The organism is Pseudomonas sp. DCA-1 (assembly GCF_046523955.1).
Classification (GTDB): Bacteria; Pseudomonadota; Gammaproteobacteria; order Pseudomonadales; family Pseudomonadaceae; genus Aquipseudomonas; species Aquipseudomonas putida_Y.
Genome location: NZ_CP169881.1, coordinates 2,654,521 through 2,679,479, shown reverse-complemented (window position 1 = coordinate 2,679,479; position 24,959 = coordinate 2,654,521). Strand labels below are relative to the sequence as shown.

The 24,959-nt window shown below is 63.2% G+C and carries 17 protein-coding genes; 10 read left to right on the top strand and 7 right to left on the bottom strand.

Annotation, left to right across the window (positions count from 1 at the left end; all coding sequences use genetic code 11):
* Positions 1-2: 2 nt before the first annotated feature.
* Complete coding sequence (locus ACE4QZ_RS12555; RefSeq protein WP_021782965.1) at positions 3-1,121, bottom strand: glycosyltransferase 61 family protein; 1,119 nt, start codon at positions 1,119-1,121, stop codon at positions 3-5.
* 73 nt (positions 1,122-1,194) lie between these two features.
* On the bottom strand, positions 1,195-2,349 hold the full coding sequence (locus ACE4QZ_RS12550) for a hypothetical protein (protein ID WP_021782964.1): 1,155 nt from the start codon (positions 2,347-2,349) through the stop codon (positions 1,195-1,197).
* A gap of 455 nt (positions 2,350-2,804) precedes the next feature.
* Between ACE4QZ_RS12550 and ACE4QZ_RS12545 the strand changes: the two genes are divergently transcribed.
* The 3 genes from ACE4QZ_RS12545 (at position 2,805) to ACE4QZ_RS12535 (ending at position 6,247) form a co-directional block, all read left to right on the top strand.
* On the top strand, positions 2,805-4,424 hold the full coding sequence (locus ACE4QZ_RS12545) for an NADP-dependent glyceraldehyde-3-phosphate dehydrogenase (RefSeq protein WP_021782963.1): 1,620 nt from the start codon (positions 2,805-2,807) through the stop codon (positions 4,422-4,424).
* A gap of 110 nt (positions 4,425-4,534) precedes the next feature.
* Positions 4,535-5,014, top strand: coding sequence for a VOC family protein (locus ACE4QZ_RS12540; protein WP_021782962.1), 480 nt, complete (start codon positions 4,535-4,537; stop codon positions 5,012-5,014).
* Positions 5,015-5,065: 51 nt separating this feature from the next.
* Entirely contained in the window at positions 5,066-6,247 is a 1,182-nt protein-coding gene (locus tag ACE4QZ_RS12535; RefSeq protein ID WP_053870401.1) for a hypothetical protein, read from the top strand.
* Between the two features lie 80 nt (positions 6,248-6,327).
* Here ACE4QZ_RS12535 and ilvA read toward each other — a convergent pair whose 3' ends face one another.
* Positions 6,328-7,887, bottom strand: a complete 1,560-nt coding sequence (ilvA, locus tag ACE4QZ_RS12530) for a threonine ammonia-lyase, biosynthetic (RefSeq protein ID WP_021782960.1) — start codon at positions 7,885-7,887, stop codon at positions 6,328-6,330.
* A gap of 181 nt (positions 7,888-8,068) precedes the next feature.
* The gene (locus ACE4QZ_RS12525) at positions 8,069-8,500 is read right to left on the bottom strand and encodes a PACE efflux transporter (RefSeq protein ID WP_003253887.1); all 432 of its coding nucleotides are present in this window, start codon (positions 8,498-8,500) and stop codon (positions 8,069-8,071) included.
* 192 nt (positions 8,501-8,692) lie between these two features.
* Here ACE4QZ_RS12525 and nrfB point away from each other — a divergent pair, with 192 nt between their 5' ends.
* The 4 genes from nrfB (at position 8,693) to ACE4QZ_RS12505 (ending at position 15,898) form a co-directional block, all read left to right on the top strand.
* Positions 8,693-10,867: a cyclic di-3',5'-guanylate-activated glycosyltransferase NrfB gene (gene nrfB, locus ACE4QZ_RS12520; protein ID WP_103444481.1), complete on the top strand. Its 2,175-nt coding sequence runs from the start codon at positions 8,693-8,695 to the stop codon at positions 10,865-10,867.
* A complete protein-coding gene (locus tag ACE4QZ_RS12515) occupies positions 10,864-13,845 on the top strand; it encodes a phage receptor (RefSeq protein ID WP_410480449.1) in 2,982 nt (993 codons plus the stop codon). Before nrfB ends, ACE4QZ_RS12515 begins: the two co-directional genes overlap by 4 nt.
* Positions 13,845-14,684 carry a DUF4434 family protein gene (locus ACE4QZ_RS12510; protein WP_279934707.1) on the top strand — a complete coding sequence of 280 codons (840 nt, stop codon included), beginning with the start codon at positions 13,845-13,847 and terminating at the stop codon, positions 14,682-14,684. Before ACE4QZ_RS12515 ends, ACE4QZ_RS12510 begins: the two co-directional genes overlap by 1 nt.
* Positions 14,685-14,806: 122 nt before the next feature.
* Positions 14,807-15,898 (top strand): sensor domain-containing diguanylate cyclase, encoded by a 1,092-nt coding sequence (locus ACE4QZ_RS12505; protein ID WP_021782956.1) that lies wholly within the window; start codon positions 14,807-14,809, stop codon positions 15,896-15,898.
* A gap of 34 nt (positions 15,899-15,932) precedes the next feature.
* Here ACE4QZ_RS12505 and ACE4QZ_RS12500 read toward each other — a convergent pair whose 3' ends face one another.
* Together ACE4QZ_RS12500 and ACE4QZ_RS12495 are read right to left on the bottom strand one after the other, a co-directional pair.
* The gene (locus tag ACE4QZ_RS12500) at positions 15,933-17,231 is read right to left on the bottom strand and encodes an ATP-binding protein (RefSeq protein WP_021782955.1); all 1,299 of its coding nucleotides are present in this window, start codon (positions 17,229-17,231) and stop codon (positions 15,933-15,935) included.
* A 6-nt stretch (positions 17,232-17,237) separates the two neighbouring features.
* The gene (locus ACE4QZ_RS12495; RefSeq protein ID WP_279934711.1) at positions 17,238-17,939 is read right to left on the bottom strand and encodes a response regulator transcription factor; all 702 of its coding nucleotides are present in this window, start codon (positions 17,937-17,939) and stop codon (positions 17,238-17,240) included.
* A gap of 163 nt (positions 17,940-18,102) precedes the next feature.
* Between ACE4QZ_RS12495 and ACE4QZ_RS12490 the strand changes: the two genes are divergently transcribed.
* The 3 genes from ACE4QZ_RS12490 (at position 18,103) to mobA (ending at position 23,055) form a co-directional block, all read left to right on the top strand.
* The gene (locus ACE4QZ_RS12490) at positions 18,103-19,278 is read left to right on the top strand and encodes an efflux RND transporter periplasmic adaptor subunit (protein WP_028697189.1); all 1,176 of its coding nucleotides are present in this window, start codon (positions 18,103-18,105) and stop codon (positions 19,276-19,278) included.
* 11 nt (positions 19,279-19,289) lie between these two features.
* Entirely contained in the window at positions 19,290-22,418 is a 3,129-nt protein-coding gene (locus tag ACE4QZ_RS12485; protein WP_279934713.1) for an efflux RND transporter permease subunit, read from the top strand.
* A 61-nt stretch (positions 22,419-22,479) separates the two neighbouring features.
* A complete protein-coding gene (mobA, locus tag ACE4QZ_RS12480) occupies positions 22,480-23,055 on the top strand; it encodes a molybdenum cofactor guanylyltransferase MobA (protein ID WP_021782951.1) in 576 nt (191 codons plus the stop codon).
* Between the two features lie 207 nt (positions 23,056-23,262).
* On the opposite strand, the gene ACE4QZ_RS12475 is transcribed toward mobA, so the two are convergent.
* The gene (locus ACE4QZ_RS12475; protein WP_279934715.1) at positions 23,263-24,936 is read right to left on the bottom strand and encodes a fatty acid CoA ligase family protein; all 1,674 of its coding nucleotides are present in this window, start codon (positions 24,934-24,936) and stop codon (positions 23,263-23,265) included.
* Positions 24,937-24,959: the final 23 nt, after the last annotated feature.

The window sequence follows — 24,959 nt, the reverse complement described above, 5'->3', positions numbered from 1 at the left end:
ACTTATCGTGGGAACAGATCCAGCGTGCGCTCCACCTCGCCAATATCAATCCTGAAACCATCACCTTCCGGCAGGCCAACCACAAAGCCGAAATGCTGGTGATCACGATCCGTCAGGTACTTGTAGTAGCTGACGAAACGGTTCGGCGGCTGCAAAGTCAGCAGGCAGCCTCCAGCCTGCAGTACGTTCACGCCATGCACCAACTGGCTACCCTCCACCCCGATGACCACTTTAGCCCCGGCGCAAGCCGCGACAATACTCGGTACATCGGACTTCAGCGGGTTGACGATGCGAAAACCGCGGGTCGTGCGCAGGTGTTCGGCAAGCTCCAGCTCGTTGCGCAACAGGCGCAGGTCACCATCACCGCCCCGCAACAGGAAAACCCCCGGGTGCTGCGTGTACGACACATGCGACAGCAGTTTGTCACCCATGGCTCGGTAGCGAGCATGCCGGCTGCGGTTGTTGCTCTGGTCATCGAACAGCACCAGCTCGCGAAAGAACGCACTGCGCAGGCGCAAAGGTTTCATGTCCAGCCAGTCTTCATAGGCCGGTGCCTGGGTAAACAGCGGATACCTGGCAGAGGGGGCGGTGGTCACCGGGATGCCTTCGTTGCAGGCCAGCGCATAGGTCGGGCAATCTTCCATCAGCCAGGTGCCGAACCAGGCGTTACCGTTTTGTGTGCAATAGATCGCGGCGCGGTCGATTTCATTGTCGATGAGGATGGTCGGGAAGGTATTCGGCTTCTGTGACAGCCAATGGCTGGCCTTGCCCTTGTACAACGCCCCATCGACCAGCCACACATCCTTGATCAGGTAGCCGCGGGTTGGTCCTTGCAACGCATTGACGCCTCCCGCCATGGTCTGCGCCGGGTGCACGTAGGGGTAAAACCGCTTGCCTTCCCAGCCCGTCACCCGCTCCAGCTGGCCGGGCAGGAAAATGGCCGGCGGCGAAACCGTGGCTTCGCCCGGGGCGATGTCCCAGCTCTTGGTGGCGAGGTTCTTGATGTCGATCGCCGCTCTTCTGCCAAGTCGTTTGCGCAGCATGTAGCGGTAGGCGGCCAAGGTCCAGGTGTGTTGCCTGGCTGCGGGCGATGCACTGAACTGCGAGATGTCGCTTCCCATGAAGCGTCCTCCCCTGATGACGAAGTCTGGACCCCGGCGCCAGGCGCCAGATCAATGCATCCCTGGCTGTCACTCAATCACTCGTGACTCTTTCCATGGTGGGCGGTGATTGCAAGTTGGCGTAACGGCTGCGCAACGTTTCCACGAACGGTTCGCCAGCCCCGCTGCCTCCATAGAGATAAATCTTGTGCAGGCCACCAAACACCATTTCGTGATAGCGGCTGGCAACTTCCTCATCGCTTGGGCCATCCGGCAGCCCCAGATGCAACGTCAGCTTGTCGCCTTCGACCGCGAACATCGGCGTATCCCACAGGAACTTTGCCGTACCGGTCTTGGGCAGACGGACAAACAGGTACGCATGGTTACCCAGCGAGTCGATATCACCACCGCGGCGGCGCTTCCACTTCAGCAGGCCGTCGTCCGGGCGCGCCAGACACAGGCCGATATCGTAATAATCGAAGCCCTGCTCCAATGCCCATTCGAGCGCCATGAAGGTGGTGATCGAGTTCACCTCGCGCAATTTCTTCGCATCGGAAAACACCGCTTCACAATAACCAAAGCGCAACGTGCTCCAGTAACGCTTGCCGCCGCGCACCACTTCACACCCCAGGTGGCAGCCAATCACCTCATCGCCCAGCATGATCAAGTCAAGCCGGCCGACACTCTTGGCAATACGGAACACCTCTTCGGTAGGAAACTGCGCGGCATGAATGCCCTGCCGGGCCGAAGCATAAGGGCGCAGCAGATCCCGGTCGGCCATGGCGATTTCTTCGTCCGAAAGGGTTTGGCGCATGTGATAGAGCGGCCGGTTCTTGCGAATGCTGCGCCGCAGTTCGCTGTCGTAACGGGCAGTGATGTCTTCCAGCGAGCGCCCCAACGGCACCACGGCGCTCAGGTAATGCGGCACCGACAACGCCCCCGACGTGGGCATTTCGCTGATGACCACTACGTGGCTGGCAGCCGCCGTGGCATTTGCACCGTCTACGATCGATGCGCTGCCTTGGCCCTTGCCACCGATCAGCAGCTTGGCCATCTCCCGTTGCTGCTTGCGGCCGATGTAGAGGATTTCGTACGGGCTCTCCTGTTGCGGGCGAAACCTGGCAACTTCCCAACGCCAGAGACAGGCACGCGCCAACATTTCTCGCACTTTGCTGGACAGCAGCCTGATTTCGTAGCGCGTGGAGGGCGACAGGAGCTTGCGCGCCACAGTCGTCAAGGTCTTTTTCATTTCTTCTTCGACGTCCTTTTGAAGTGCACTATTGGCCAATCGGAACAAGAGAAAAAACCCGCAATAACACTTAACACTTTGATTTTTATTGTTTTACTTGAAACTTAATTATCACATTCAGTAACAATTTAAGATGCCTGCAAACGCTTTGGCAAGCGGCTTCTGGCTGACTTTAGATCAAGTTTCATGGCGTCAAATTCCCCGCATCAAACCGATGCTCAGCAGCACTTTTGCTATAACCGTGCCCATCAAGCGTCCGCCGCCCACTTTGCTATCAATGAATAACCTTTGGCGCCTTCTCTAGCATAAACGACCGTCAGGCCGCCGACTGCTTGCCGGTAGGCATGGGCGGCCATGTTGAGCCAGACTGGTGTTTTTCCGGCAGCCAGTGCATGCTCTGGCTGAAACGATTCAACTGACTTGAAAACCGCCCTTTGATGTGAGGTGCAGTACCCATGGACCGTTTGCTCGATTCACTCTTCCCCAGCGCCGAGAACATCCCGGAAACCTGGCGCCTGGGAGCCCCACTGGAACAACGCGACTACCTGGTCAACGGTGAACTCAGGCGCTGGGACGGCCCGTTGGCCACGGTGCGCAGCCCGGTGTGGATCAAACAAGGCAACGAAGAGCATCAGGTCATATTGGGCAGCGCCCCGCTGCTGGATGCCGATACCGCGTTGACCGCCCTCGATGCCGCCGTGCAGGCCTATGACAAAGGCCGTGGCGCCTGGCCGAACATGCGCGTGGCCGAACGTATCCAGCATGTCGAAACCTTCCTTGCACGCATGCGTGAACAGCGCCAGGCCGTGGTCAAGCTGCTGATGTGGGAGATCGGCAAGAACCTGAAGGATTCGGAGAAGGAATTCGACCGCACCTGCGACTACATCGTCGACACCATCAACGCCCTCAAGGACCTGGACCGACACTCCAGCCGCTTCGAACTGGAACAAGGCACCCTCGGCCAGATCCGTCGCGTCCCGCTGGGCGTGGCACTGTGCATGGGGCCCTACAACTACCCCCTGAACGAGACCTTTACCACACTGATCCCGGCGCTGATCATGGGCAACACTGTGGTGTTCAAGCCGGCCAAGTTTGGCGTACTGCTGATTCGCCCCTTGCTTGAAGCGTTCCGCGACAGCTTCCCGGCAGGCGTGATCAATGTCATCTATGGACGCGGCCGGGAAACGGTTAGCGCGCTGATGGCCAGCGGCAAGGTCGATGTATTCGCCTTCATCGGCACGCACAAGGCCGCCAGCGACCTTAAGAAACTGCACCCCCGCCCGCATCGCCTGCGCGCCGCACTGGGCCTGGACGCCAAGAACCCGGGCATCGTGCTGCCCCAAGTCGACCTCGACAACGCTGTCGAAGAGGCCGTCACCGGGGCGCTGTCGTTCAACGGCCAGCGCTGCACAGCGCTGAAGATACTGTTCGTGCACGAGGATGTGGTCGAGGCCTTCCTCGACAAGTTCCAGCGCAAACTGGCCGCGCTCAAGCCCGGCATGCCCTGGGAGCCTGGCGTGGCACTGACGCCGTTGCCCGAGCCCGGCAAGGTTGACTACCTCGATGGCCTGGTAGCCGATGCGGCGGCCAAGGGTGCACGCGTGCTCAACGAAAATGGCGGGCAAAGCCGTGGCTCATTCTTCTACCCGGCCTTGCTGTACCCGGTCAGCCGGGAAATGCGCGTGTACCACGAGGAGCAGTTCGGCCCGCTGGTACCGGTGGTGCCCTACCGCGACCTGCAGACGGTGATCGACTATGTGCTGGACTCCGATTACGGCCAGCAACTGAGCCTGTTCGGCAACGACCCGGCCACCATCGGCAGCCTCGTCGACATCTTCGCCAACCAGGTCGGGCGCATTAACATCAACGCTCAGTGCCAACGCGGGCCGGACACCTACCCGTTCAATGGCCGCAAGAACAGCGCCGAGGGCACGCTGTCCGTGCATGACGCTTTGCGTGTGTTCTCCATTCGGACGCTGGTCGCCACACGCTTCCAGGAGGCCAACAAAGCGCTGATCAGCGAGATCATTCGCAACCGCCAGTCGAGCTTCCTGACCACCGACTACATCTTCTGACCGCCGCGCTTATAGACAATCGATCTAGCGTCACTGTCGATTTTCCATCTGGGCGAACGACTCTAAGCAACAGGGCGCCCTTCGGCGCCCATTGCACAGGAGAGTCGAACATGGCAGTCAAACCCATCCCCGAAGGCCAGCGCAGCATCACGCCCTACCTGGCCATCAACGACGCCGCCAAGGCCATCGAATTCTACAAGCAAGCTTTTGGTGCGAAGGAAATGTTCCGCCTCGATGCCCCGGGCGGTCGCGTTGGCCATGCCGAACTGAGAATCGGCGATTCTTCGCTGATGCTGGGCGACCCCTGCGACATGGAAGGCGGGCTCACCGCCAGCCAGAAACTCAGCGGTGCGGGTGTAGGTCTGCACTTGTATGTTGAAGACTGCGACAAGGTCTACGCCCAAGCCTTGGCCGCCGGGGGCATCCAGTTACATCCCTTGACCGACCAGTTTTACGGTGACCGCAGTGGCACCCTGAAAGATCCGTTTGGCAACATCTGGTTCGTTTCCACCCACAAAGAGGACCTGACCCCCGATGAGATTCGCGCCCGTGCCGCGAAGATGTTCGGCGGTAGCCAAGCGGCGAGTTGAAAGCAACGCGACTTTGCTTGAAGCTTGGGGCTCGTAGCTTGGAGCTGCTTCATGCGAATCATCGACAAAACCGCCACCCAGGTACGCAGCCTGACCCCCGCTGAAGAGGAACTGCTGGTCGGCTTTGCCACCGGCAGCCTCGCCGGCCCGCGCCTGCTACAGGCCAACCAGCTACTGATGAAAGTGCGCAACGCCAACCAGTGGCTGGCTTGCGACTGCCGCAACGATGCCTTGCCGGTGCTCAACGTCACCCTCAACGGCAGCACCGGTACGCTCTTCCTCAAGAACAACCCAGGCACTGCCGAGCACGCGCCAGGCTGCCCGTTCACCAAGGACGAGCGGGAAGCCGCCGAACGCGAAAATGACCCTGTCCCACCCGCCGCCTGGCTGCCGCCCGACACACCCTTGCGCCTGATCAGCGACTTCCGTGCTGGCACGGCCGGTGCCGTCGGCGATGGCAACGACAAACGCGAACAGCAGCGCCTGTTGTCACTGCTGCTGACCTGGATCGAAACCAGCGGGCTCAACCTTTATGCCACCCACCTGAAAAAAGACCTGACCACACAGTTTGCCGAGTTGCGCAGCGTGGCCAGCCGCTATCCGCTGCTGGAGCGGGTGCCCGCCAGCAACTACCTGGAAACACGCCTGGACATGAAGCACATGATGATGCTCAAGTCCCGTCTGCGCGAAGCCTCTATGTTTGGCAACCATCGCCGCCACGGCCTGCTGCTGGACTGCGTCGACCAGATCAAAGGGCGCAAGCTGCTCAACAACCGCAGCGAGGAAGGCTTCGATTTCCAGGGGCATCACCTGTACTGGGGCGGAAGCCGCACCACCGGGCCGTTGCTGGCGCTGATGATCTACTCGCCGACCAGCGCCGGTAGCCATTTCTATGAGTTGATCCATGTGGCCAGTGTGCCCGTGCTGTCGCGCGCGCATCTGTTCCCGGTGTACCGCGATGAAGAGCGCGAACCGCTCAAGGCATTGGTGTCGCTGATCGACTGGATGGCCAGTAAAGGCGTGAAAGTGCAGATGCGTCGCCCCGTGATCGGTGGGCAGGTGATGGATGAGCTGGTGCTGACCTCGGACCAGGACCGGGTGTTGTCAGTGTCGCTGCTGGAACAACCCATCGGCCCTGAGCCGGATACCGAGAACTTCAAGCGCTACGCCGACTTCAAAAGCCTGGAAACGTTCCGCAAGTTCGTTGCCGGCTTTTTCATGCGCGAGCGTTGAAACCCGTTCGTTGGGCTCACGCAGCGATCAAAGGTGGCAAGCAAGCGGCTAGACACGCTTGCATTGCCCACACGTGTGCGTCATCCCAGGAACAGCCTGTACGCCGGGTTGTCAGTCTCGTCCCAATACTGATACCCCATCTCATCCAGCGTCAACGGCAAGCCCGCCAGCTCGTCCGCTGGCACTTCCAAAGCGGCGAACACCCGCGCCTGCGCCGCACCATGGTTGCGGTAATGGAACAGGCTGATGTTCCAGCGCTTGCCCAATCGCTCCAGAAACCCCAGCAACGCCCCTGGCCGTTCGGGGAACTCGAAGCGCATTACCCGCTCATCAGCCCCTGGCGCGGCATGCCCGCCCACGGTATGGCGTACGTGTAGCTTCGCCAGCTCGTTGTCGGTCAGGTCCAGCACGCTGTACCCCTGCTCCCGCAAGCTGGCCAGCAACTGCTCACGTGGGTCGTGCACCGGGTGGGTCTGCACGCCCACGAACAGGCGCGCCTCCTTGCCGGGGTAGAAGCGGTAGTTGAATTCGGTGATCTGCCGCTTGCCCAGTGCCTGGCAAAAGGCCCGGAAGCTGCCCGGCTGTTCCGGAATTGTCACGGCGATGATCGCCTCGCGCTGCTCACCCAGCTCGGCCCGCTCGGCCACATGGCGCAAGCGGTCGAAATTGACGTTGGCGCCAGAGTCGATGGCCACCAGGGTCTGCCCCTGCACACCCTCACGCGCCACGTACTTCTTGATACCTGCCACAGCCAAGGCCCCGGACGGCTCGGTGATCGAACGGGTGTCGTCGTAGATATCCTTGATCGCCGCGCACAGCTCGTCACTGCTCACTGTCACCACCTCGTCGACGAAGTGGCGACACAGCTCGAAGCAATGGGCACCGATTTGCGCCACCGCCACGCCATCGGCAAAGGTGCCGACCTGCGGCAGGATCACGCGTTCGCCGACGGCCATGGCAGCCTGCAGGCAGTTGGAATCCACCGGCTCGACGCCGATCACCTTCACTTCTGGACGCAGGTACTTCACATAGGCGGCGATACCGGCGATCAAGCCCCCACCGCCCACGGGCACGAAGATAGCGTCCAGCGCCCCCGGGCGCTGGCGGAGAATTTCCATGGCCACGGTACCCTGCCCGGCGATCACATCCGGGTCATCGAACGGTGGCACGAAGGTAGCGCCTTCGCTGTCGGCCAGCTTCAGTGCGTGGGCCAGCGCATGCGGGAAGCTCTCGCCATGCAGCACCACATGCCCACCGCGCGAACGCACGCCTTCCACTTTCAACGATGGCGTGGTGGTGGGCATGACGATGGTTGCCTTGATACCCAGATGCGATGCCGCCAAGGCCACGCCCTGGGCATGGTTGCCCGCCGAAGCGGTGATCACGCCGCGCTGACGCTGCACATCGGTCAGACGGGACAGGCGGGTATAGGCCCCCCGAATCTTGAACGAAAACGTAGGCTGCAGGTCTTCGCGCTTGAGCAACACCTGGTTGCCCAGGGTGGCAGACAAGGCCGGAGCCGCTTGCAGGGGCGTTTCGATGGCCAGATCGTACACCGGCGCGGCAAGAATGCGCCGCACCTGCTCCGACAGCAGTTGCTGAGGGGTGACGGTAGTACGAGGGACACTGAAGCTGGTCATCGATGACTCCTTGGCTATTTTCACGTTGCCCAGGAGTCAGAGAGAAGAAACCCGCCTCCAGGGCGGGTTCGGTGCACGTACGCGCTATCCCGCCAAGCTGATAATGGCGGTAATAATAATGGCGTTCACGTGCGGGAATGTATTCATGGTGCTGGAACTTAGCCTGCCTCGCGGCCGAAAGTCAACACTTGGCCTGCTGCGCCGAAAGCGGCACATCGAACACCTTGTCGAAGCCCCACTGGAAGACAAAGGCGTAAACGAAGAAGAACACGAACAGCGCCAGGTTGGTCAGCAGTGCCGCCCACAGGCTCACATCCAGCCAGTACGCCACCAGTGGCAGCAGAATCACCACCAGCCCACCCTCGAAGCCCAGCGCATGCAGCAGGCGCCGCAAGAAGGTGCGCTCACGCTTGTGCTGACGCGCTTCCCAACGTTCGAACACCCAGTTGTAGCCCATGTTCCAGCTCATCGCGATGCCCGACATCAGCACCGACAACACGGTCGACTGCGCCATGCCGGCCCCGAACGCCAGCTCCAGCGCGGGCGCCACGCAGGCGACGGCGATGGCCTCATAGAGAATGGCCTGGACGATCTTGCGGGCCTTGCCTTGCATGTTCAGCTCCCTGAATGAACGACCTGTAAAGCTACAAGATGTAGCTCGCAAGAAAAAGCCCGAAATTTGGACAATCCTATGTTCGGCTGCTTGTATCTATTCCGTACCTGACAGTGACATCTCCTGCAACTTCGTCGAAGGAACGAGCGAGGAAAAGACGATGGCCCACTCTGCCCTGTCGGTGGCTGACACATGAGCCTGGTATTTATCGATTTTCTCACTTACGTGCTGTTCGGCCTGAAGCTCCTGGCGATCACCCTCGCCTCGCTGATGTTTCTGCTGGGCCTGGACGACCTGTTCATTGATCTGTGCTATTGGGGGCGCAAGCTGATCCGGCGTTTTCGCATCTACGACAAGTTCGAAAAGGCCGATGAGAAGCGCTTGTACGAAGCCCCGGAAAAACCTTTGGCCATCATGGTCCCTGCCTGGAACGAAGTCGGCGTGGTCGGTGAAATGGCCCGCCTGGCCGCTTCGACCATCGACTACGAGAACTACCAGATCTTTGTTGGCACCTACCCCAACGACCCGCCAACCCAGGCCGACGTGGACGCGGTGTGCCTGCACTACCCCAACGTGCACAAAGTCGTCTGCGCCCGCCCCGGTCCCACCAGTAAGGCCGACTGCCTGAACAACATCATCGACGCGCTGCTGCGCTTCCAGCAGGACGCTGGCATTGAGTTCGCCGGCTTCATCCTGCATGACGCCGAAGACGTGATCTCGCCCATGGAGCTGCGCCTGTTCAACTACCTGCTGCCGAACAAGGACATGATCCAGATCCCGGTGTATCCCTACGCACCGGAGTGGAAGGGCTTTACTGCCGGCCACTATGTCGACGAGTTTGCCGAAAACCACGGCAAGGACGTGATCGTGCGCGAAGCGCTGACCGGCCAGGTGCCCAGTGCCGGCGTCGGCACCTGCTTCAGCCGCCGCGCCATCAGCGCACTGCTCGAGGACGGTGACGGCATCGCCTTTGACGTACAGAGCCTGACCGAAGACTACGACATCGGCTTTCGCCTGAAGCAAAAGGGCATGAAGTGCATTTTCGCCCGCTATTCCATCACCGACCCAGCGCTGACACTGAAGCAGGAATGGCGCCCGGGCATGAGCCGCGAATTCTCCCAGGTGATTTGCGTGCGCGAGCACTTCCCGCGTGACTGGCAGCATGCCATCCGACAGAAGTCGCGCTGGATCGTCGGCATCGTGTTCCAGGGCACCAGCAATCTCGGCTGGAGCCGAAAAGGTGCGCTCAACTACTTCCTCTGGCGTGACCGCCGCGGGCTGTTTGCCTACCTGCTGAGCTTCCTGGTCAACCTGTTATTGCTGGTGTTGCTGGCCATGTGGCTAGTCACGGTGCTTGCGCCGGAGTCCTGGCGCTTCATGTCGATCCTCAGCGACAGCTGGTTGCTGTCGAACCTGCTGTGGCTGAACGGCCTTTTGCTGCTCAACCGGCTATTCCAGCGCGCCTGGTTCGTCACCCGTTTCTATGGCATCGGCGAGGGCTTGCTGTCGGCGCCGCGGATGATGTGGAGCAACTTCGTCAACTTCTTTGCCAACCTGCGTGCCCTGCGCCAGGTAATGGAAATGGGAGATTCGCGGCGCGTGGCCTGGGACAAGACCACCCACGAGTTCCCCGCCATCGCCGCCCCGGCTCGCACACCACTGGGCCAGCGCCTGGTGGCCAAGGGCCTGATCACCGACGAACAGCTGCAGCAGGCGATCACCAGCCCGGTTCGTCGGCGACTGGGCCGCGAATTGCTACTGCGTGGCTGGCTGAACAGCGAGCAGTTGGTGGCCACCCTGGCCGAGCAACTGGATCTGCCCTGGGCACCGCTGAACCCGTTCAAACTCGACCCGCAACTGATCGCCAAATTGCCACGCAAGCTGGCCACCCATTATGGTGTACTGCCAGTGGACGAAGACGGCGACACGCTGATCCTGGCCAGTGAAAGCCCGGTCAGTCAGGTGTCGCTGGGCGTGATCAGCCGCCAGCTGAAGCGCCCGGTCAAGGCACGCCTGGCTCCCCAGGGCCGGGTAACGCTTGGCCTTCGCTACCACTACCCAAGCCGCTGGCAGCATCAAGAAACCCGAGACATGCTGGCCGTGCTTGAACGCCACCAGGACGACGAAGCGCTGCTGGAACGGGTCTGCCATCATCAAGTGATGCTAGGCGCGCTACTGCAGGTGCGCGGCATGGTCCCTGTCACCCTGTTCAACCAGGCGTTGATCGACTTCGACCCCGAACACCAAAGCCTCGGCGAGCACCTGATCGCCCGCGGCATCATCACCAGACAGGTGCTGGAGCAGGCCCTGATCGAACAGGCCAGTGAACAGCAAGTAGCGATTGATCTGACCCGGGAGGTGGCATGAAGCCGCGTTTTTCCCTCACCTTTACTGGCCTGCTGCTATGCTCCGCCGCCCTGCCCGTTGCCGCTTCGGCGCCGATGACCGACTTCCAGCGGTTCACCAGCTTTCCGTTCATGGACCGCAGTTATCGCGAGGCCAGGAAAGACAACTGGGCTGAAGTCGAGCGCCTGACCCGCCATGTGCTGGGCCGGGTGCCGAACAACGACGAAGCCCGCGCCCTGCTGGTCGAAGCGCTGGCCCACCAGCGCCGTTACAAGGAGGCCCAAGCGCTGGCCGAGCAGCTAGGCAACAGCCCCGAATACGCTGACGCCCTGCTGGAGCTGCGCCTGACCTGGATCGAGCAGGACCCGCCTCCGGCCAGCCAGGTGGAGCAATGGCTGGGCGCCAGCGACGGCAGCCACCGGATACACCTGTGGCAGGCCTACAGCCTGAGCCTGGCCAAGTTTGGAGGCGCTGCCAAAGCACTGGAATGGCTCAACCAGCTGCCGCCCGGGGAGGACGGCCAGGTACTGCGCCTGGCCCGGGCCAACTTTGCCGAACAGTTGCGCAACTGGAAAGAAACCATCGAGCAACTGCAGCCGCTGGCCGACACAGGCCAGTTACCTGCCGAAGACTGGCAACGCCTGGCCAATGCCTATATCCAGCAAGTCGACGAGAAGGGCCTGACTGCGCTGCTGGCCCACGCCCCCTCCGCCGCAGCGGCCAACCGCGCCATTGCCGTCGGCCACCATCAACAGGCCCAACGCTGGCTGCAGTCGCTACCGCCTGATCAGCTGCAGCACCCCGAACAGCGCCAACAACTCTGGCAACTGGCCCGCGAAGGCGACGATGCGGCGCTGGTACGGCGCCTGAGCAACGACCTGCAGCGCCCCTGCCTTGAAACGGTCGACTGGCTGTCACATCAAGACCCGGACCTGGCCCGGGACCAGTTCAAGGGCTGCTCCGCCAGTACCAACCCAAAGGCTTATGCCGTGCTCAGGCAGCGCCTGTATGGCGCCCCACCACCACCCCCGCAGCCGCGCACCGCCGCAGAATGGGAACAACGCTATCGGCAGACCGGCGACTTCGCCGCACTGGAGCAAACCACCTTCCTGTTGACCGAACAGGGCTACGGCGATCACGCACGGCAATTGCTGGAGCAGGCCTACGACCGCCACCAGGGCCGCCTCGACCCATCGCTGCTACAGCGTCTGGGCAACCTGTATGCCCGCAGTGACGGCCCACTGGACAGCCGCCGCATGCTCGGCCTGATACCCCGGGTAAACGCCAACACCCGCGCCCAGTTGCTCGGACGGCTGGCCGAGGCCGGCCAGTGCGATGCCGTGCGCCAGGCAGTGCCGGCCAGCCCGAGCGAACCGGGCCAGTACCGCGCCCTGGGCCGTTGCGCCATGCCCGACCAGCCGGGTGAGGCGGTGGTCTACTACCAGGCTGCCGAGCGCCTGGGCGGTCCTGGCAATCGTCTGCCGCTAGCCTACGCACTCGAAGCGGCCGGCGACTCCGAAACCGCCCGGCCCATCTGGCGCAGCCTGCCAGACAGCGCCTTTACCGATAATGCCCGCCTCACCGCCGCACGCGGCGCGCTGAATGCAGGCGACGCTGATGCAGCGCGCCGCTACTGGGACGCTGCCGCGCACCAAAGCGCCGACGACTGGGCGTTGGGCGCCGCCATCGCCCAGCGCCAAGGTGACCCGCAGACCGCGCTGGGCTTCCAGCGCCAGGCCCTGGCGCACAACCCGCGCGCCGATCACTACTACGCCGCATCCGGCACTGCGCAACTGGCCGGTAACAGTGCGCAGAGCACCGCCTGGCTAGCCGAAGCCGTGCGCCTGGCTCCCGACCAGCCGCGCTATCGCGCCGACTACGGCATGCGCCTGGCTGGCTCGACGGACAAGGCTCAGCGCATGCAATCGATCCCCTACCTTGAGCGCGCCACTCGCGACTTCCCCGAGGACTACCGCCTTGGCGAAACACTTGCCTTGCGCTACGACGAACATGCAGACAGCGCTGCGGCACGCCGCGAACTGCGCCGCATCCTCGACGTAGAGCAGAACCTGGTCGACGGTGATGACGAATACGGCAGCCTGGAGGCCCGCAAGTACCGCCAGCGCCGCGCCCACGAGAGCCTGTCGCGTCGCGACACCATTACCCTGGCCAGCACCTGGTCGCCGGCCGGCACCTCGACCAACGACAAATTTCTCGACAACGGCCAGCGCAGCGGCAGCTCGCGCCGGGCGCAATCGCAGAACGTGCAGTTGGCCATGTGGGACCATGCTCTGGGCGAGGAGCCCAGCCGCAATGGCAGCACCCTGTCAGTGTATGGCCGGGTACTGTTCGGTGGCCAAAGCCGCACCGACTATGCCCAGAGCATGGGTACCGGTGTCGGCCTGCGCTACAAACCGCTCGGCCAGGCCAACCTCAACCTGTATGCCGAGCTTTACCACCAGCGGCAGATCGACGAAACCCACTACCGCGGCCTCAGCCTTGGCCAGTTGCTGAGCCCGGCCAAGGTCGGCGGCAACTGGGGCGATTTGCGCCACCACGCCGAATCGAGCAATGACCTGCTGCTACGCGCCACCGCCTCGTTCCTCGACCAGGGAGGCTGGCGCAACGACTGGCGCATCGATGAGGACGACTGGAACGAACGGTTCCTCTACCTTGATGCTGCCTGGTGGACCCGTGCCGGCGATCATGCCTGGCTGTCGCGCTACCAGCAGGGCCACGCCTGGAAGCTGCCGGGCAGCTCGCCGCAAACCCTCATGCCCTACGGCTTTGTCGAGTTCTCCAGCCAGGACCCCAGCAACGACTGGCGCCAGGACGCCCGCGCCGGGGTTGGCGTGCGCTGGCAATGGTGGTTCGACGACGACCGCTACAACGCCTACCGCGGCTCGCTGAAAGTGCGTGCCGAGTACCAGCAATCGTTGGGCGGTAACCTTTACGAGCGCGCCAACGGCGTGCTGGTCGGTGCGGAGATGACCTTCTGATGCGTGCGCTCATCGCCTTCTGCCTGCTGGCCCTGTGCCTACCGGCCACAGCTGACCAGCGCCTGTTCTACCAACCCCTGAACCGCGATGCCAGCGTCACGCCTGCCCAGTGGCAGCACCTGTGGCAAGCCACCGCGGCCCAAGGTGGCAAAACCCTGATCGTGCAATGGAGTGCCTATGGCGACAGCGATTTCGGCGGAGCCAAAGGTTGGCTGGCCAACAGCCTGCGCACGGCGCGTGCCGAAGGCCTGCAGTTGGTGCTGGGGCTGTACATGGACCCGGCCTACTACCAGCGCCTCGACGAGCTGGATGGCGAAGGCCTGAACAGCTACTGGAAAGCGCAGCTGGGGCGCTCGCTCAGCCAGTACCAGCAACTGCGCCAGGCCTGGCAGTTGCCAGTGGATGGCTGGTACCTGCCCATGGAACTGGACGACCAGCATCTACGCGAGGCCGAACGGCGTGATGCGCTGTACAGCCAGCTACAGGCCTTCAACCGCCAGTTGGACAAACCGTTGCATATCAGCGCCTTCAGCACAGGCAAGCTGTCGCCGCGGGTCAATGCCGTCTGGCTGGATCAACTGGCCGGCTTGGGCTTGACTGTGTGGTGGCAGGATGGCGCCGGCACCGGGCGTTTGCCGGTGTTGGTACGTCAGGGCTATGAGCAGGCCCTACCGTGCCGGGTGGGAGTGGTGCGCGAGGCGTTCCGCCAGGTGAGCGCACCGGATCAGGCGTTTCGGGCAGAGCCTGCCGAGCCCCGGCTGGGTAGCGGGTGCCATGCCGAGGCAGTGTTTGCCCTGCGCTACCGGCCCTGGGCCCAAGGTGTCTTGCCACAGCAATGAGTCGCCAGGGCCGGCCTCTTCGCGGGTGAACCCACAGGCCCCCAAACCGTACGTTCCCTGTAACAGCGGGTTTGCCCGCGAAAGGTCCAGGCCTGAAAAAGTAGTAGCCTCAGGAGCCCCCGATGCTCAAGACCATCGAAGCACACGTACGCCAGCAGGTCGCGCCTGCGGCGCTGCGCGCCGAGTTCCGCCAGCACGAATTCGAGTCCATGCGCTCGTTCTGCCTGCTGGTGTTCTGCATCAGCGTCCTGATCTGGCTGGTCTTCGACCTGATCGTCAGCTTCCTCGGCGGCCAAGGCTTCACCTGGCTGTCCTTTCTGTTCATCACCCTGCTCGGCGGCCTGATCGTGGTGCTGCGTTTCACCCGCCGCAGCCATCACTTCGACGTGCTCAACCTGCTGTTCATTACCGTCATCACCCTGGGCATGCGCCTGGTGATCGAAGGCATCCCGATAGCTCTGCGCCCGGTGTGGTTGGTGCTTGGGGTATCCACCGTCCTGTATGCCATGTCGGTGCTGCCGGTGCGGCGTTGGTCATTCTTCTGCGCCATGGTCATCACCTGGGTGGTGCTTTGTCCGTTCTACCACACCCGCATAGCGCCCGACGGGCTCGAAGGCGCCATGCTGATCAGCTATGCCGTGTTTCTAAGCGGCCTGGTCAGCTACAGCTACCTGCAGATCCGCAAAACCAAGCTGCACAATTTCTACCTGTCCAAGGTGTTGCTGGAGCAAGCCTACGTCGATGCCCTGACCAACATTCCCAACCGCCGCTCGTTCATGGCCCAGGCCGACCGCCAACTGCGGATGGCGACGTCCGGGCAGTTCCTGGCGATGATCGATATCGACAATTTCAAGCGGGTCAATGACCGCTTCGGCCATGACGTGGGCGATGAAGTGCTCAAGCGCGTGGCCCTGCATATCAAGGCGAGCATGGCCGATCAAGCGTTTGCCCGGCTGGGGGGTGAAGAGTTTGCGATCTTCTTTGAAGGGCTGGATCAGCAAGGAGCCGAGCAGCGAGTGGCAGCGCTGTGCCAGCGCGTACGCGAGGACGTTGGCGAGCACCCGGTCACCATCAGCATTGGTCTGGCCAGGGTTGACCGGGGAGAGAGCCTGACTACAGCACTGGTCCGCGCCGACCAGGCGCTATATGAAGCCAAACACACCGGCAAGGATCGCTTTGTATTGTGGTCCAGCCAACTGGCAGAGCAGGATTAGCAGGCCCGGTCCCTTCGCGGGTGCAGCCAACCTATCATCCGGCGGGCAAACGAATCCTGAACTGCGCCCCACCCAGCGCCGACTGTGCCAGAGTCAAGGTGCCACCCTGCCCCTCGATCGCCCGCCGGCTGATTGCCAACCCAAGGCCAAAACCACCGGTGTTGCGATCGCGGCTGCGGTCCAGGCGATAGAACGGCTGGAACACCCGCTCGCGCTCCTCCACAGGCACGCCAATCCCGTCATCCTCCACCGTCAGCAGGCAGGCGCCGTCGGCTTCCAGGCGCAAGCGCAGCAACAGGCTTTCATCGCAATAGCGCATGGCATTGCGCACCAGGTTCTGCACCGCGCGCGCCGTCAGCCGCGGGTCCAGTACAAAGCGCGGCAACTCACCCTCGGCCCGCACTTCCCACTGGATACCCCGGCCATCGAGTTCCTCGGCGAAGCCGCCAAGCACACTGTCGACCAGTTCCAGCAGCGATACCTCCACCCGCTCCCGCGCCTGGTCGGCGTTGTACAACCGGCTGTAGGACAGCAGTTCCAGCACCAGCTCATCCAGCTCGCGCACATGCCCGACCAGCTCCAGCAGGCGCTTGCGGCTGGCTGGCGGCACTTCGTCGAACAGCAGCACCAGGCCGAAATCCAGCCGGGTCAGTGGCGTGCGCAACTCGTGCGATACCGCATTGAGCAGCTCACGCTGCTGGTTGACGTGGCGTTCAAGGTCACTGGCCATGGTGTCGAATACCCCGGCCAGTTCACCAATGTTGGAGTGAGGCGAAATGTGCGTGCGCTCGGCCATCTGCCCCTGGCCCAGGCGCCGAGCGGTCTCTTTGAGGCGCTCCAGATCACGCCAGTGCGGCCAAACCCACAGCAGCAGGCAGCCTAACATGGCTGCACCGATCAATACGGTTACACCCCACGACAGCACGTTGATGTCCAGCGGGTCTGGCGGGGAATGCAGGCGTACCAGCCACTCCCTGTCCAGCGGCGCCAGCACCGTTTCGTAATAGCCCCACTCAGCAATGCGCACTGCGTGCAGACCATGCTCCAGTCGCGCCTGCTCTTCATCGCTCAAACCGGCCTGGTCCATGCGCAGCAGCTGCAGTTGCAGCGGCGCGAAATCACTGGCCAGCTCTTGCTCCACCGCTGGCCACTGCTCACGCGGGGCCTGGCGGAACTGGCGCACGATCAACGCTTGTACACCCTTGGCCTGGTCCAGGTTGTAGGCCATGAACCGGTCGCGGAACAGGCCGACGATGGTGTCAGGGATGAACAGCAACGCGCCGGCGTAGGCGACGATGATCACCAGGTAAAGCCGCACCAGGATCTTGAGCATGGCCGGTCAGCACTCCCACTCGACACGGCTGAACAGGTAGCCCTTGCCCCACACGGTCTTGATCTTGCGCGCTTCGCCGGCGTTGTCGTCGAACTTGCGCCGCAGTTTGGAAATGGCCACATCAACGGAGCGATCGGTGCCATTGAACTCTATGCCACGCAACTGTTGCAGGATACGGTCGCGGTTCATCACCTCACCGGCATTGCGCGCCAGCACCACCAGCAGGTTGTACTCGCCGCTGGACAGCTCCACCTCTTCGCCGCGCCAGCTCACCGTACGCTCATCCAGGTCGATGCGCAGGCCACCGATAAGGATCAGGTCGTTTTCCAGGCGCGGCTCGTGGACACTGCTGCGGCGCAGCAACGTGCGCACGCGGGCCAGCAGCACGCGTGGCTCACAGGGTTTGGTCACGTAGTCGTCGGCCCCCATTTCCAGGCCAAGCACCTGGTCATGGCTGTCGTCGCGGGCCGTCAGCATAAGGATTGGCAGGGTCTGCGACTCCTGGCGCAGCAGCCTGCACAGCTGCAGGCCATCGATGCCCGGCAGCATCAGGTCAAGGATGACCAGGTCAGGCCTTTGCCGACGGTACTCGTCCAGCACATGATCGCCCCGGGCGATCACCTGGACATGGAAGTCGTTGCGTTGCAGGTAGCTGGCGATCAGCTCGGACAGGGCGCTGTCGTCTTCGACCAGGAAAATGTTCGGCATAGGTGCTTGGGAGTCTGGGTTGAAATAAGCCTGTGCAGAATATAGAACCCGACCACTCGACAGGATCATTCTTCACACTTTTTCACACTCGCCCTACAGGTATTAACAGCCGCCCAGGCAGCGTCTGCCTTAGCATATACACGGTCATCATCGGAAGATCCGCATGCCTACTACCCTCTCCCCGTGCCTGCGCCCGTTGGCGCTCATGGCATTGCTGAGCCTGTCCCTGGCCGGTTGCAGCGACAGCGCCGAACCAGACGAACAGGCTCCCACTGCGCAGGTGCGCGTGGAAACCCTGCAACTGCAGCCACTGGCCATCAGCAGTGAACTCAGCGGCCGCATCCTCGCGCCACGCACCGCCGAAGTGCGTGCGCGGGTCGCAGGTGTGGTGCTCAAGCGGGTGTACCGCGAAGGCAGCGACGTCAAGCAGGGTGATGTACTGTTCCTGATCGACCCGGCGCCGTTCAAGGCCGACCACGACAGCGCCCGCGCCACGCTGGCCAAGGCCGAGGCCACCCGGTACCAGGCGCGCCTGCAAGAACAGCGCTACCGCGAACTGGTCGACGACAAAGCCGTCAGCCGCCAGGAGTACGACAACGCCAAGGCCAGTTTCCTGCAGGCCGATGCCGAAGTGGCCGAAGCCAGGGCGGCGCTGGAGCGCGCCCGGTTGAACCTCGGCTATGCCACCGTGACCGCGCCGATTTCCGGCCGTATCGGCCGCGCCCAGGTCACCGAAGGCGCGCTGGTCGGGCAAAACGAAACCACCCCGCTGGCGACCATCCAGCAGCTGGACCCGATCCATGCCGATGTCACCCAGTCTACCCGTGAGCTCAACGCGCTGCGCCGCGCCCTGCGCGCTGGCGAATTGCAACAGGTGGGCGACGGCCAGGCACGCGCCACGCTGATCCAGGATGACGGCAGCGCCTACCCGCTGCCGGGCAAGCTGCTGTTCTCCGACATCAGCGTCGACCCCAGCACCAACCAGATCACCCTGCGCAGCGAGTTCCCCAACCCGGACCTCGACCTGCTGCCTGGCAGCTACGTGCGGGTACGCCTGGAGCAAGCGGTGCAACCCAAGGGCCTGAGCGTGCCGCAACGCGCCATCCTGCGCGACAGCGCCGGTGTGCCCAAGGTGCTGGTGGTAGACCCGCAAGCCCGGGTCAGCGACCGCCAGGTTGTACTGGGCAGCGCCCAAGGCGACCGCTGGATCGTCAGCGAGGGCCTGGCGGCCGGCGAGCGGGTGGTGGTCGAGGGCCTGCAGCACGTCAAGGCCGGTGACCAGGTGCAGGTCGACAATACGCCCGCTGCCCCACCCATCGCACAGCATACCGGCCAGTGAGGGCCTGATTCATGCCGCAATTCTTCATCGATCGCCCGGTATTCGCCTGGGTGGTCGCACTGTTCATCCTGCTGGCCGGCGCGCTGGCCATCCCGCAACTGCCGGTGGCCCAGTACCCCAACGTGGCACCGCCGCAGGTGGAAATCTACGCCGTGTACCCAGGTGCCTCGGCGGCGACCATGGACGAAAGCGTGGTCAGCCTGATCGAGCAGGAGCTCAATGGCGCCGACAACCTGCTGTACTTCGAATCGCAGAGCAGCCTGGGCAGCGCCACCATCACTGCCACCTTCGCCCCGGGCACCCACCCGGACCTGGCTCAGGTCGATGTGCAGAACCGCCTGAAGGTGGTCGAGTCGCGCCTGCCACGCCCAGTTACCCAACAGGGCCTGCAGGTAGAGAAAGTGTCCACCGGCTTCCTGCTGTTGGCGACCCTCACCTCCGAAGACGGCAAGCTCGATGAAACCGCGCTGTCGGACATCCTTGCACGTAACGTGATGGACGAAATCCGCCGCCTCAAGGGCGTCGGCAAGGCCCAGTTGTATGGCTCCGAACGGGCCATGCGCATCTGGATCGACCCGCGCAAGCTGATCGGGTTCAACCTCACGCCCAACGATGTGGCCGAAGCCATCGCCGCGCAGAACGCCCAGGTCGCCCCTGGCAGCATCGGCGATCTGCCCAGCCGCAGCACCCAGGAAATCACCGCCAACGTGGTGGTCAAAGGCCAGTTGAGCAGCCCCGAAGAGTTTGCTGCGATTGTCCTGCGTGCCAACCCGGACGGCTCAACGGTCACTATAGGGGATGTCGCCCGGGTTGAAATCGGTGCCCAGGAATACCAGTACGGCACGCGCCTGAACGGCAAAACGGCCACCGCCTTCAGCGTGCAGTTGTCGCCCGGCGCCAACGCCATGGAAACCGCCACCCTGGTGCGGGCGAAGATGCAGGACCTGGCGCGCTACTTCCCGAAAGGCGTCAAGTACGACATCCCCTACGACACCTCGCCGTTCGTCAAGGTGTCGATCGAGCAGGTCATCAACACCCTGTTCGAGGCCATGCTGCTGGTGTTCGCAGTCATGTTCCTGTTCCTGCAGAACCTGCGCTACACGCTGATCCCGACCCTGGTCGTGCCGGTAGCATTGATGGGCACCTTCGCCGTGATGCTGGCCTTGGGCTTCTCGGTCAATGTGCTGACACTGTTCGGGATGGTGCTGGCCATCGGCATTCTGGTCGACGATGCCATCGTGGTGGTAGAGAACGTCGAGCGCATCATGGCCGAAGAAGGCTTGCCCCCCAAGCAAGCCACGCGCAAGGCCATGAGCCAGATTAGCGGTGCAATCGTCGGCATCACACTGGTGCTGGTGGCGGTATTCCTGCCCATGGCCTTCATGCAAGGCTCGGTGGGGGTGATCTACCAGCAGTTCTCGCTGTCGATGGCGGTGTCGATCCTGTTCTCGGCGTTTCTCGCCCTCAGCCTGACCCCGGCTTTGTGCGCCACCCTGCTCAAACCCGTGGCCAAGGGCGAGCACCATGAACGCAAAGGCTTCTTCGGCTGGTTCAATCGCCGCTTCGAAAGCATGAGCAACGGCTACCAGCGCTGGGTGGTGCAGGCGCTCAAGCGCAGCGGCCGCTACCTGCTGGTGTACGCGGTGCTGCTGGCGGTGCTGGGCTACGGCTTCAGCCAGCTGCCTACGGCGTTCCTGCCCACTGAAGACCAGGGCTACACCATCACCGACATTCAACTGCCGCCGGGCGCCAGCCGCATGCGCACCGAACAGGTAGCCGCGCAGATCGAGGCGCATAACACCGAAGAACCGGGCGTGGGCAACACCACCTTGATCCTGGGCTTCAGCTTCTCCGGTAGCGGGCAGAACGCGGCGCTGGCCTTCACCACCCTCAAGGACTGGTCCGAGCGCAGCGCCGACGACAGCGCTCAGTCGATCGCCGATCGCGCGACCATGGCCTTCACCCAGCTCAAGGACGCGATAGCCTACTCGGTACTGCCGCCGCCCATCGACGGCCTCGGTGAGTCGACCGGTTTCGAATTTCGCCTTCAGGACCGTGGCGGCATAGGCCACGCCGAGCTGATGGCTGCCCGTGACCAGTTGCTCGAAAGCGCCAGCAAAAGCAAGGTGCTGACCAACGTGCGCGAAGCGTCGCTGGCGGAAAGCCCGCAGGTACAACTGGAAATCGACCGCCGCCAGGCTAACGCACTGGGGGTGTCGTTTGCCGATATCGGCACGGTGCTGGACGTGGCCGTGGGCTCCAGCTACGTCAACGATTTCCCCAACCAGGGCCGTATGCAGCGGGTGGTGGTGCAAGCCGAAGGTAACCAGCGCAGCCAGGTCGAAGACTTGCTGAACATTCACGTGCGCAACGACAGCGGCAAGATGGTGCCACTGGGCGCGTTCGTTCAGGCCCGGTGGGTCAGCGGCCCGGTGCAGCTGACCCGCTACAACGGTTACCCGGCGGTGTCGATCTCAGGCGAGCCAGCCGCCGGCTACAGCTCGGGCGAGGCCATGGCCGAAGTCGAGCGGCTGGTGGCGCAGCTACCGGCCGGTACCGGCCTGGAATGGACCGGCCTGTCACTGCAGGAGCGGCTGTCCGGTAGCCAGGCCCCCCTGCTGATGGCGCTGTCGCTGCTGGTGGTGTTCCTGTGCCTGGCTGCACTGTACGAAAGCTGGTCGATCCCGACTGCGGTGCTGCTGGTCGTTCCGCTCGGTGTGCTCGGTGCGGTGCTGGCGGTGACCTTGCGCGGCATGCCCAACGACGTGTTCTTCAAGGTTGGCCTGATCACCCTGATCGGCCTGTCGGCGAAGAACGCCATCCTGATCATCGAGTTCGCCAAGCATCTGGTAGACCAGGGCGTGGACGCCGCCGACGCCGCCGTGCAAGCGGCCCGCCTGCGCCTGCGGCCGATCGTGATGACTTCGCTGGCGTTCATCCTCGGCGTGGTACCTCTGGCCATCGCCAGCGGCGCAAGCTCTGCCAGCCAGCAGGCGATTGGCACCGGGGTGATCGGCGGCATGCTCAGCGCCACGCTGGCGGTGGTGTTCGTGCCGGTGTTCTTCGTGGTGGTGATGCGCCTGTCACAGCGACGCCAGGCGCATGACAGCGACGGGCAACCCGTGCCCCGCGAAAGCTGACTGGACAAGCCCCGCGTGAAATGGGAGGGTTCCCGGCAATGACTGCCCGGAACCCTTTTTCATGCCTGACGCACTCCCCCCCTGCTCCATCCTCATTCTCGCCGGTGGCCGCGGCCAGCGCATGGGCGGCCGTGACAAGGGCCTGGTGGACTGGCAAGGCGAGCCGTTGATTGCACATGTTCATCGAGTGGTGCGGCCACTGAGCGACGACCTGGTGATTTCCTGCAATCGTAACCAGGCGGCTTACCGGCCATACGCCGACCGGTTGGTGGGCGATGCAGAAGCCGACTTCCCCGGGCCGCTGGCGGGGGTGATTGCCGGGCTCAGGGTGGCGCGTCATGGGTGGGTGGTGGTGCTGGCCTGCGATGCGCCGCTGGTTGATCGCGAATTGATCGAGGGCCTGCTGCGGCTGGCAGTGACCGGTAACAGCGCGGCAATGGTGCGTCAGGGTGGTTTCTGGCAGCCGATGTTCAGCGTACTGCCCAAGCGGGTGTTGCCGGTGTTGGAGCAGGCCTGGGCAGCAGGTGAGCGAAGTTTGCAGAAGGCCCTGCTGCGCGAGGCGGTGCAAGGGCTGGAGTGCGCCGAGAGTGATCGCCGGCTAAGCAACTTCAACAGCCCGGACCGGCTGCAAGACTGAGGGCATGACATCGCCCCAACAGGTAATCCACAACACTTAAGGACTGTGATGATCTTGTGGGAGCGGGCATGCCCGCGAATACGGTGGCGGCAGCAACAGTGAATGGCCAGGGGGACGGGCTAGCAGGGCCGGCCCTTTCGCGAGTAAACCCGCTCCTACAGGCTACCGCGCACAAGGCTGTTGCCTTCAGCTTGCGCACGTAAAAGGTCATCTGGAAGACAGCTCTTCGACACTAATCTCGCGCATCCGGAATTTCTGCACCTTGCCCGTAACCGTCATCGGGAACGCGTCGACAAAACGGAAATACCGGGGCACCTTGAAGTGTGCAATCCTTGCCCTCGCCCACTCACGCAACGCTTCTTCACTGGCAGTATGCCCCGGGTGCAGCCGCACCCAGGCCACGATCTCTTCACCGTACTTGCTGCACGGCACGCCAATCACCTGCACATCGGCCACCGCCGGGTGGGTGAAGAAGAACTCCTCCAGCTCGCGCGGGTAAATGTTCTCGCCGCCGCGAATGATCATGTCCTTGCTGCGCCCGACAATACACACATAGCCATGCTCGTCCATCATCGCCAGGTCGCCGGTGTGCATCCAGCCGTCTACGTCGATGCTCTCGGCGGTGGCTTTGGGGTTGTTCCAGTAACCCAGCATCACGCTGTAGCCGCGAGTGCACAGTTCGCCGATCTCGCCACGCGGGACAGTGTTGCCTTCGGTGTCCACCACCTTGCTCTCCAGCCGGGGCTGGGTGCGACCGACGCTAGTCACGCGACGCTCCAGGTCGTCAGCGGCACCGGTCTGCAAGGACACCGGGCTGGTCTCGGTCATGCCATAGGCAATCTGCACTTCGGCCATGTGCATCTCGCCAATCACTCGGCGCATCACCTCGATCGGGCAGGTCGCGCCGGCCATGATCCCGGTGCGCAGGCTCGACAGGTCGAATTCACTACGCTGCGGATGGTCCAGTTCGGCAATGAACATGGTCGGCACGCCATACAGCGCAGTGGCTTTTTCCTGCGCCACTGCCCGCAACGTGGCTAGCGGGTCGAAGGCATCGCTGGGGTAAATCAATGCGCTGCCGTGGGTCATGCAGCCGAGGTTGGCCATGACCATGCCGAAGCAGTGATACAGCGGCACCGGCACCACCAGCCGATCGTGCTCGGTGAGGCCCAGGCTTTCGCCGACCATGTACCCGTTGTTGAGGATATTGCTGTGGCTAAGGGTGGCTCCCTTGGGGAAACCGGTGGTGCCTGAGGTGTACTGGATGTTGATCGGGTCGTCGCAATGCAGTTGTGCCTGGCGTGCGGCCAGGGCCTCCCCGCTGACAACCTCGGCACGGGCCTGCAATGCGTTCCAGGCCAGAAACCCGGGCGGTGGCGACAGCGCCAGGCTGACCACGCCACGCAGCTCGGGGAAGCGCTCACAGATCAGCGCGCCCGGTTGGCGGCTGGCCAGGCCCGGGAGCAGGCCCTGCAGCATGGCGTGGTAATCGGAGGTCTTGAAGGCGTCGGCACAGATCACCCAGCGGCAGCCGGACTGGCCAAGGGCGTAGTCCAGTTCGCTGGAACGGTAGGCCGGGTTGATGTTGACCAGGATCGCGCCAACCTTGGCGCTGGCGAACTGGGTAATGCACCACTCGGCGCAGTTGGGTGCCCAGATGCCAAGACGGTCACCGGGCTGCACGCCCAGGGCCAGCAGCGCGCGGGCGTGCTGGTCGACGGCGTCGCCCAGTTGCCGCCACGTGTAGCGCAGGGCCTGATGGTGCACCACCAGCGCCTCACGGTCGGGGAAGCGGGCCACGGTGGCGTCGAAGGCGTCGCCGATGCATTGGGTCAGCAGGGGCTTGTCCTGGTTGCCCTGGGTGTAGCTTGGCTGGGGCATGGGCGTTCTCTTGTTGTTCTTGT

Excerpts from the sequence above, each read along its gene's own strand:
- ACE4QZ_RS12555 (WP_021782965.1), bottom strand. The coding sequence starts at position 1,121 with ATGGGAAGCGACATCTCGCAGTTCAGTGCATCGCCCGCAGCCAGGCAA.
- ACE4QZ_RS12550 (WP_021782964.1), bottom strand. The coding sequence starts at position 2,349 with ATGAAAAAGACCTTGACGACTGTGGCGCGCAAGCTCCTGTCGCCCTCC.
- ACE4QZ_RS12545 (WP_021782963.1), top strand. The coding sequence starts at position 2,805 with ATGGACCGTTTGCTCGATTCACTCTTCCCCAGCGCCGAGAACATCCCG.
- ACE4QZ_RS12540 (WP_021782962.1), top strand. The coding sequence starts at position 4,535 with ATGGCAGTCAAACCCATCCCCGAAGGCCAGCGCAGCATCACGCCCTAC.
- ACE4QZ_RS12535 (WP_053870401.1), top strand. The coding sequence starts at position 5,066 with ATGCGAATCATCGACAAAACCGCCACCCAGGTACGCAGCCTGACCCCC.
- ilvA (WP_021782960.1), bottom strand. The coding sequence starts at position 7,887 with ATGACCAGCTTCAGTGTCCCTCGTACTACCGTCACCCCTCAGCAACTG.
- ACE4QZ_RS12525 (WP_003253887.1), bottom strand. The coding sequence starts at position 8,500 with ATGCAAGGCAAGGCCCGCAAGATCGTCCAGGCCATTCTCTATGAGGCC.
- nrfB (WP_103444481.1), top strand. The coding sequence starts at position 8,693 with ATGAGCCTGGTATTTATCGATTTTCTCACTTACGTGCTGTTCGGCCTG.
- ACE4QZ_RS12515 (WP_410480449.1), top strand. The coding sequence starts at position 10,864 with ATGAAGCCGCGTTTTTCCCTCACCTTTACTGGCCTGCTGCTATGCTCC.
- ACE4QZ_RS12510 (WP_279934707.1), top strand. The coding sequence starts at position 13,845 with ATGCGTGCGCTCATCGCCTTCTGCCTGCTGGCCCTGTGCCTACCGGCC.
- ACE4QZ_RS12505 (WP_021782956.1), top strand. The coding sequence starts at position 14,807 with ATGCTCAAGACCATCGAAGCACACGTACGCCAGCAGGTCGCGCCTGCG.
- ACE4QZ_RS12500 (WP_021782955.1), bottom strand. The coding sequence starts at position 17,231 with ATGCTCAAGATCCTGGTGCGGCTTTACCTGGTGATCATCGTCGCCTAC.
- ACE4QZ_RS12495 (WP_279934711.1), bottom strand. The coding sequence starts at position 17,939 with ATGCCGAACATTTTCCTGGTCGAAGACGACAGCGCCCTGTCCGAGCTG.
- ACE4QZ_RS12490 (WP_028697189.1), top strand. The coding sequence starts at position 18,103 with ATGCCTACTACCCTCTCCCCGTGCCTGCGCCCGTTGGCGCTCATGGCA.
- ACE4QZ_RS12485 (WP_279934713.1), top strand. The coding sequence starts at position 19,290 with ATGCCGCAATTCTTCATCGATCGCCCGGTATTCGCCTGGGTGGTCGCA.
- mobA (WP_021782951.1), top strand. The coding sequence starts at position 22,480 with ATGCCTGACGCACTCCCCCCCTGCTCCATCCTCATTCTCGCCGGTGGC.
- ACE4QZ_RS12475 (WP_279934715.1), bottom strand. The coding sequence starts at position 24,936 with ATGCCCCAGCCAAGCTACACCCAGGGCAACCAGGACAAGCCCCTGCTG.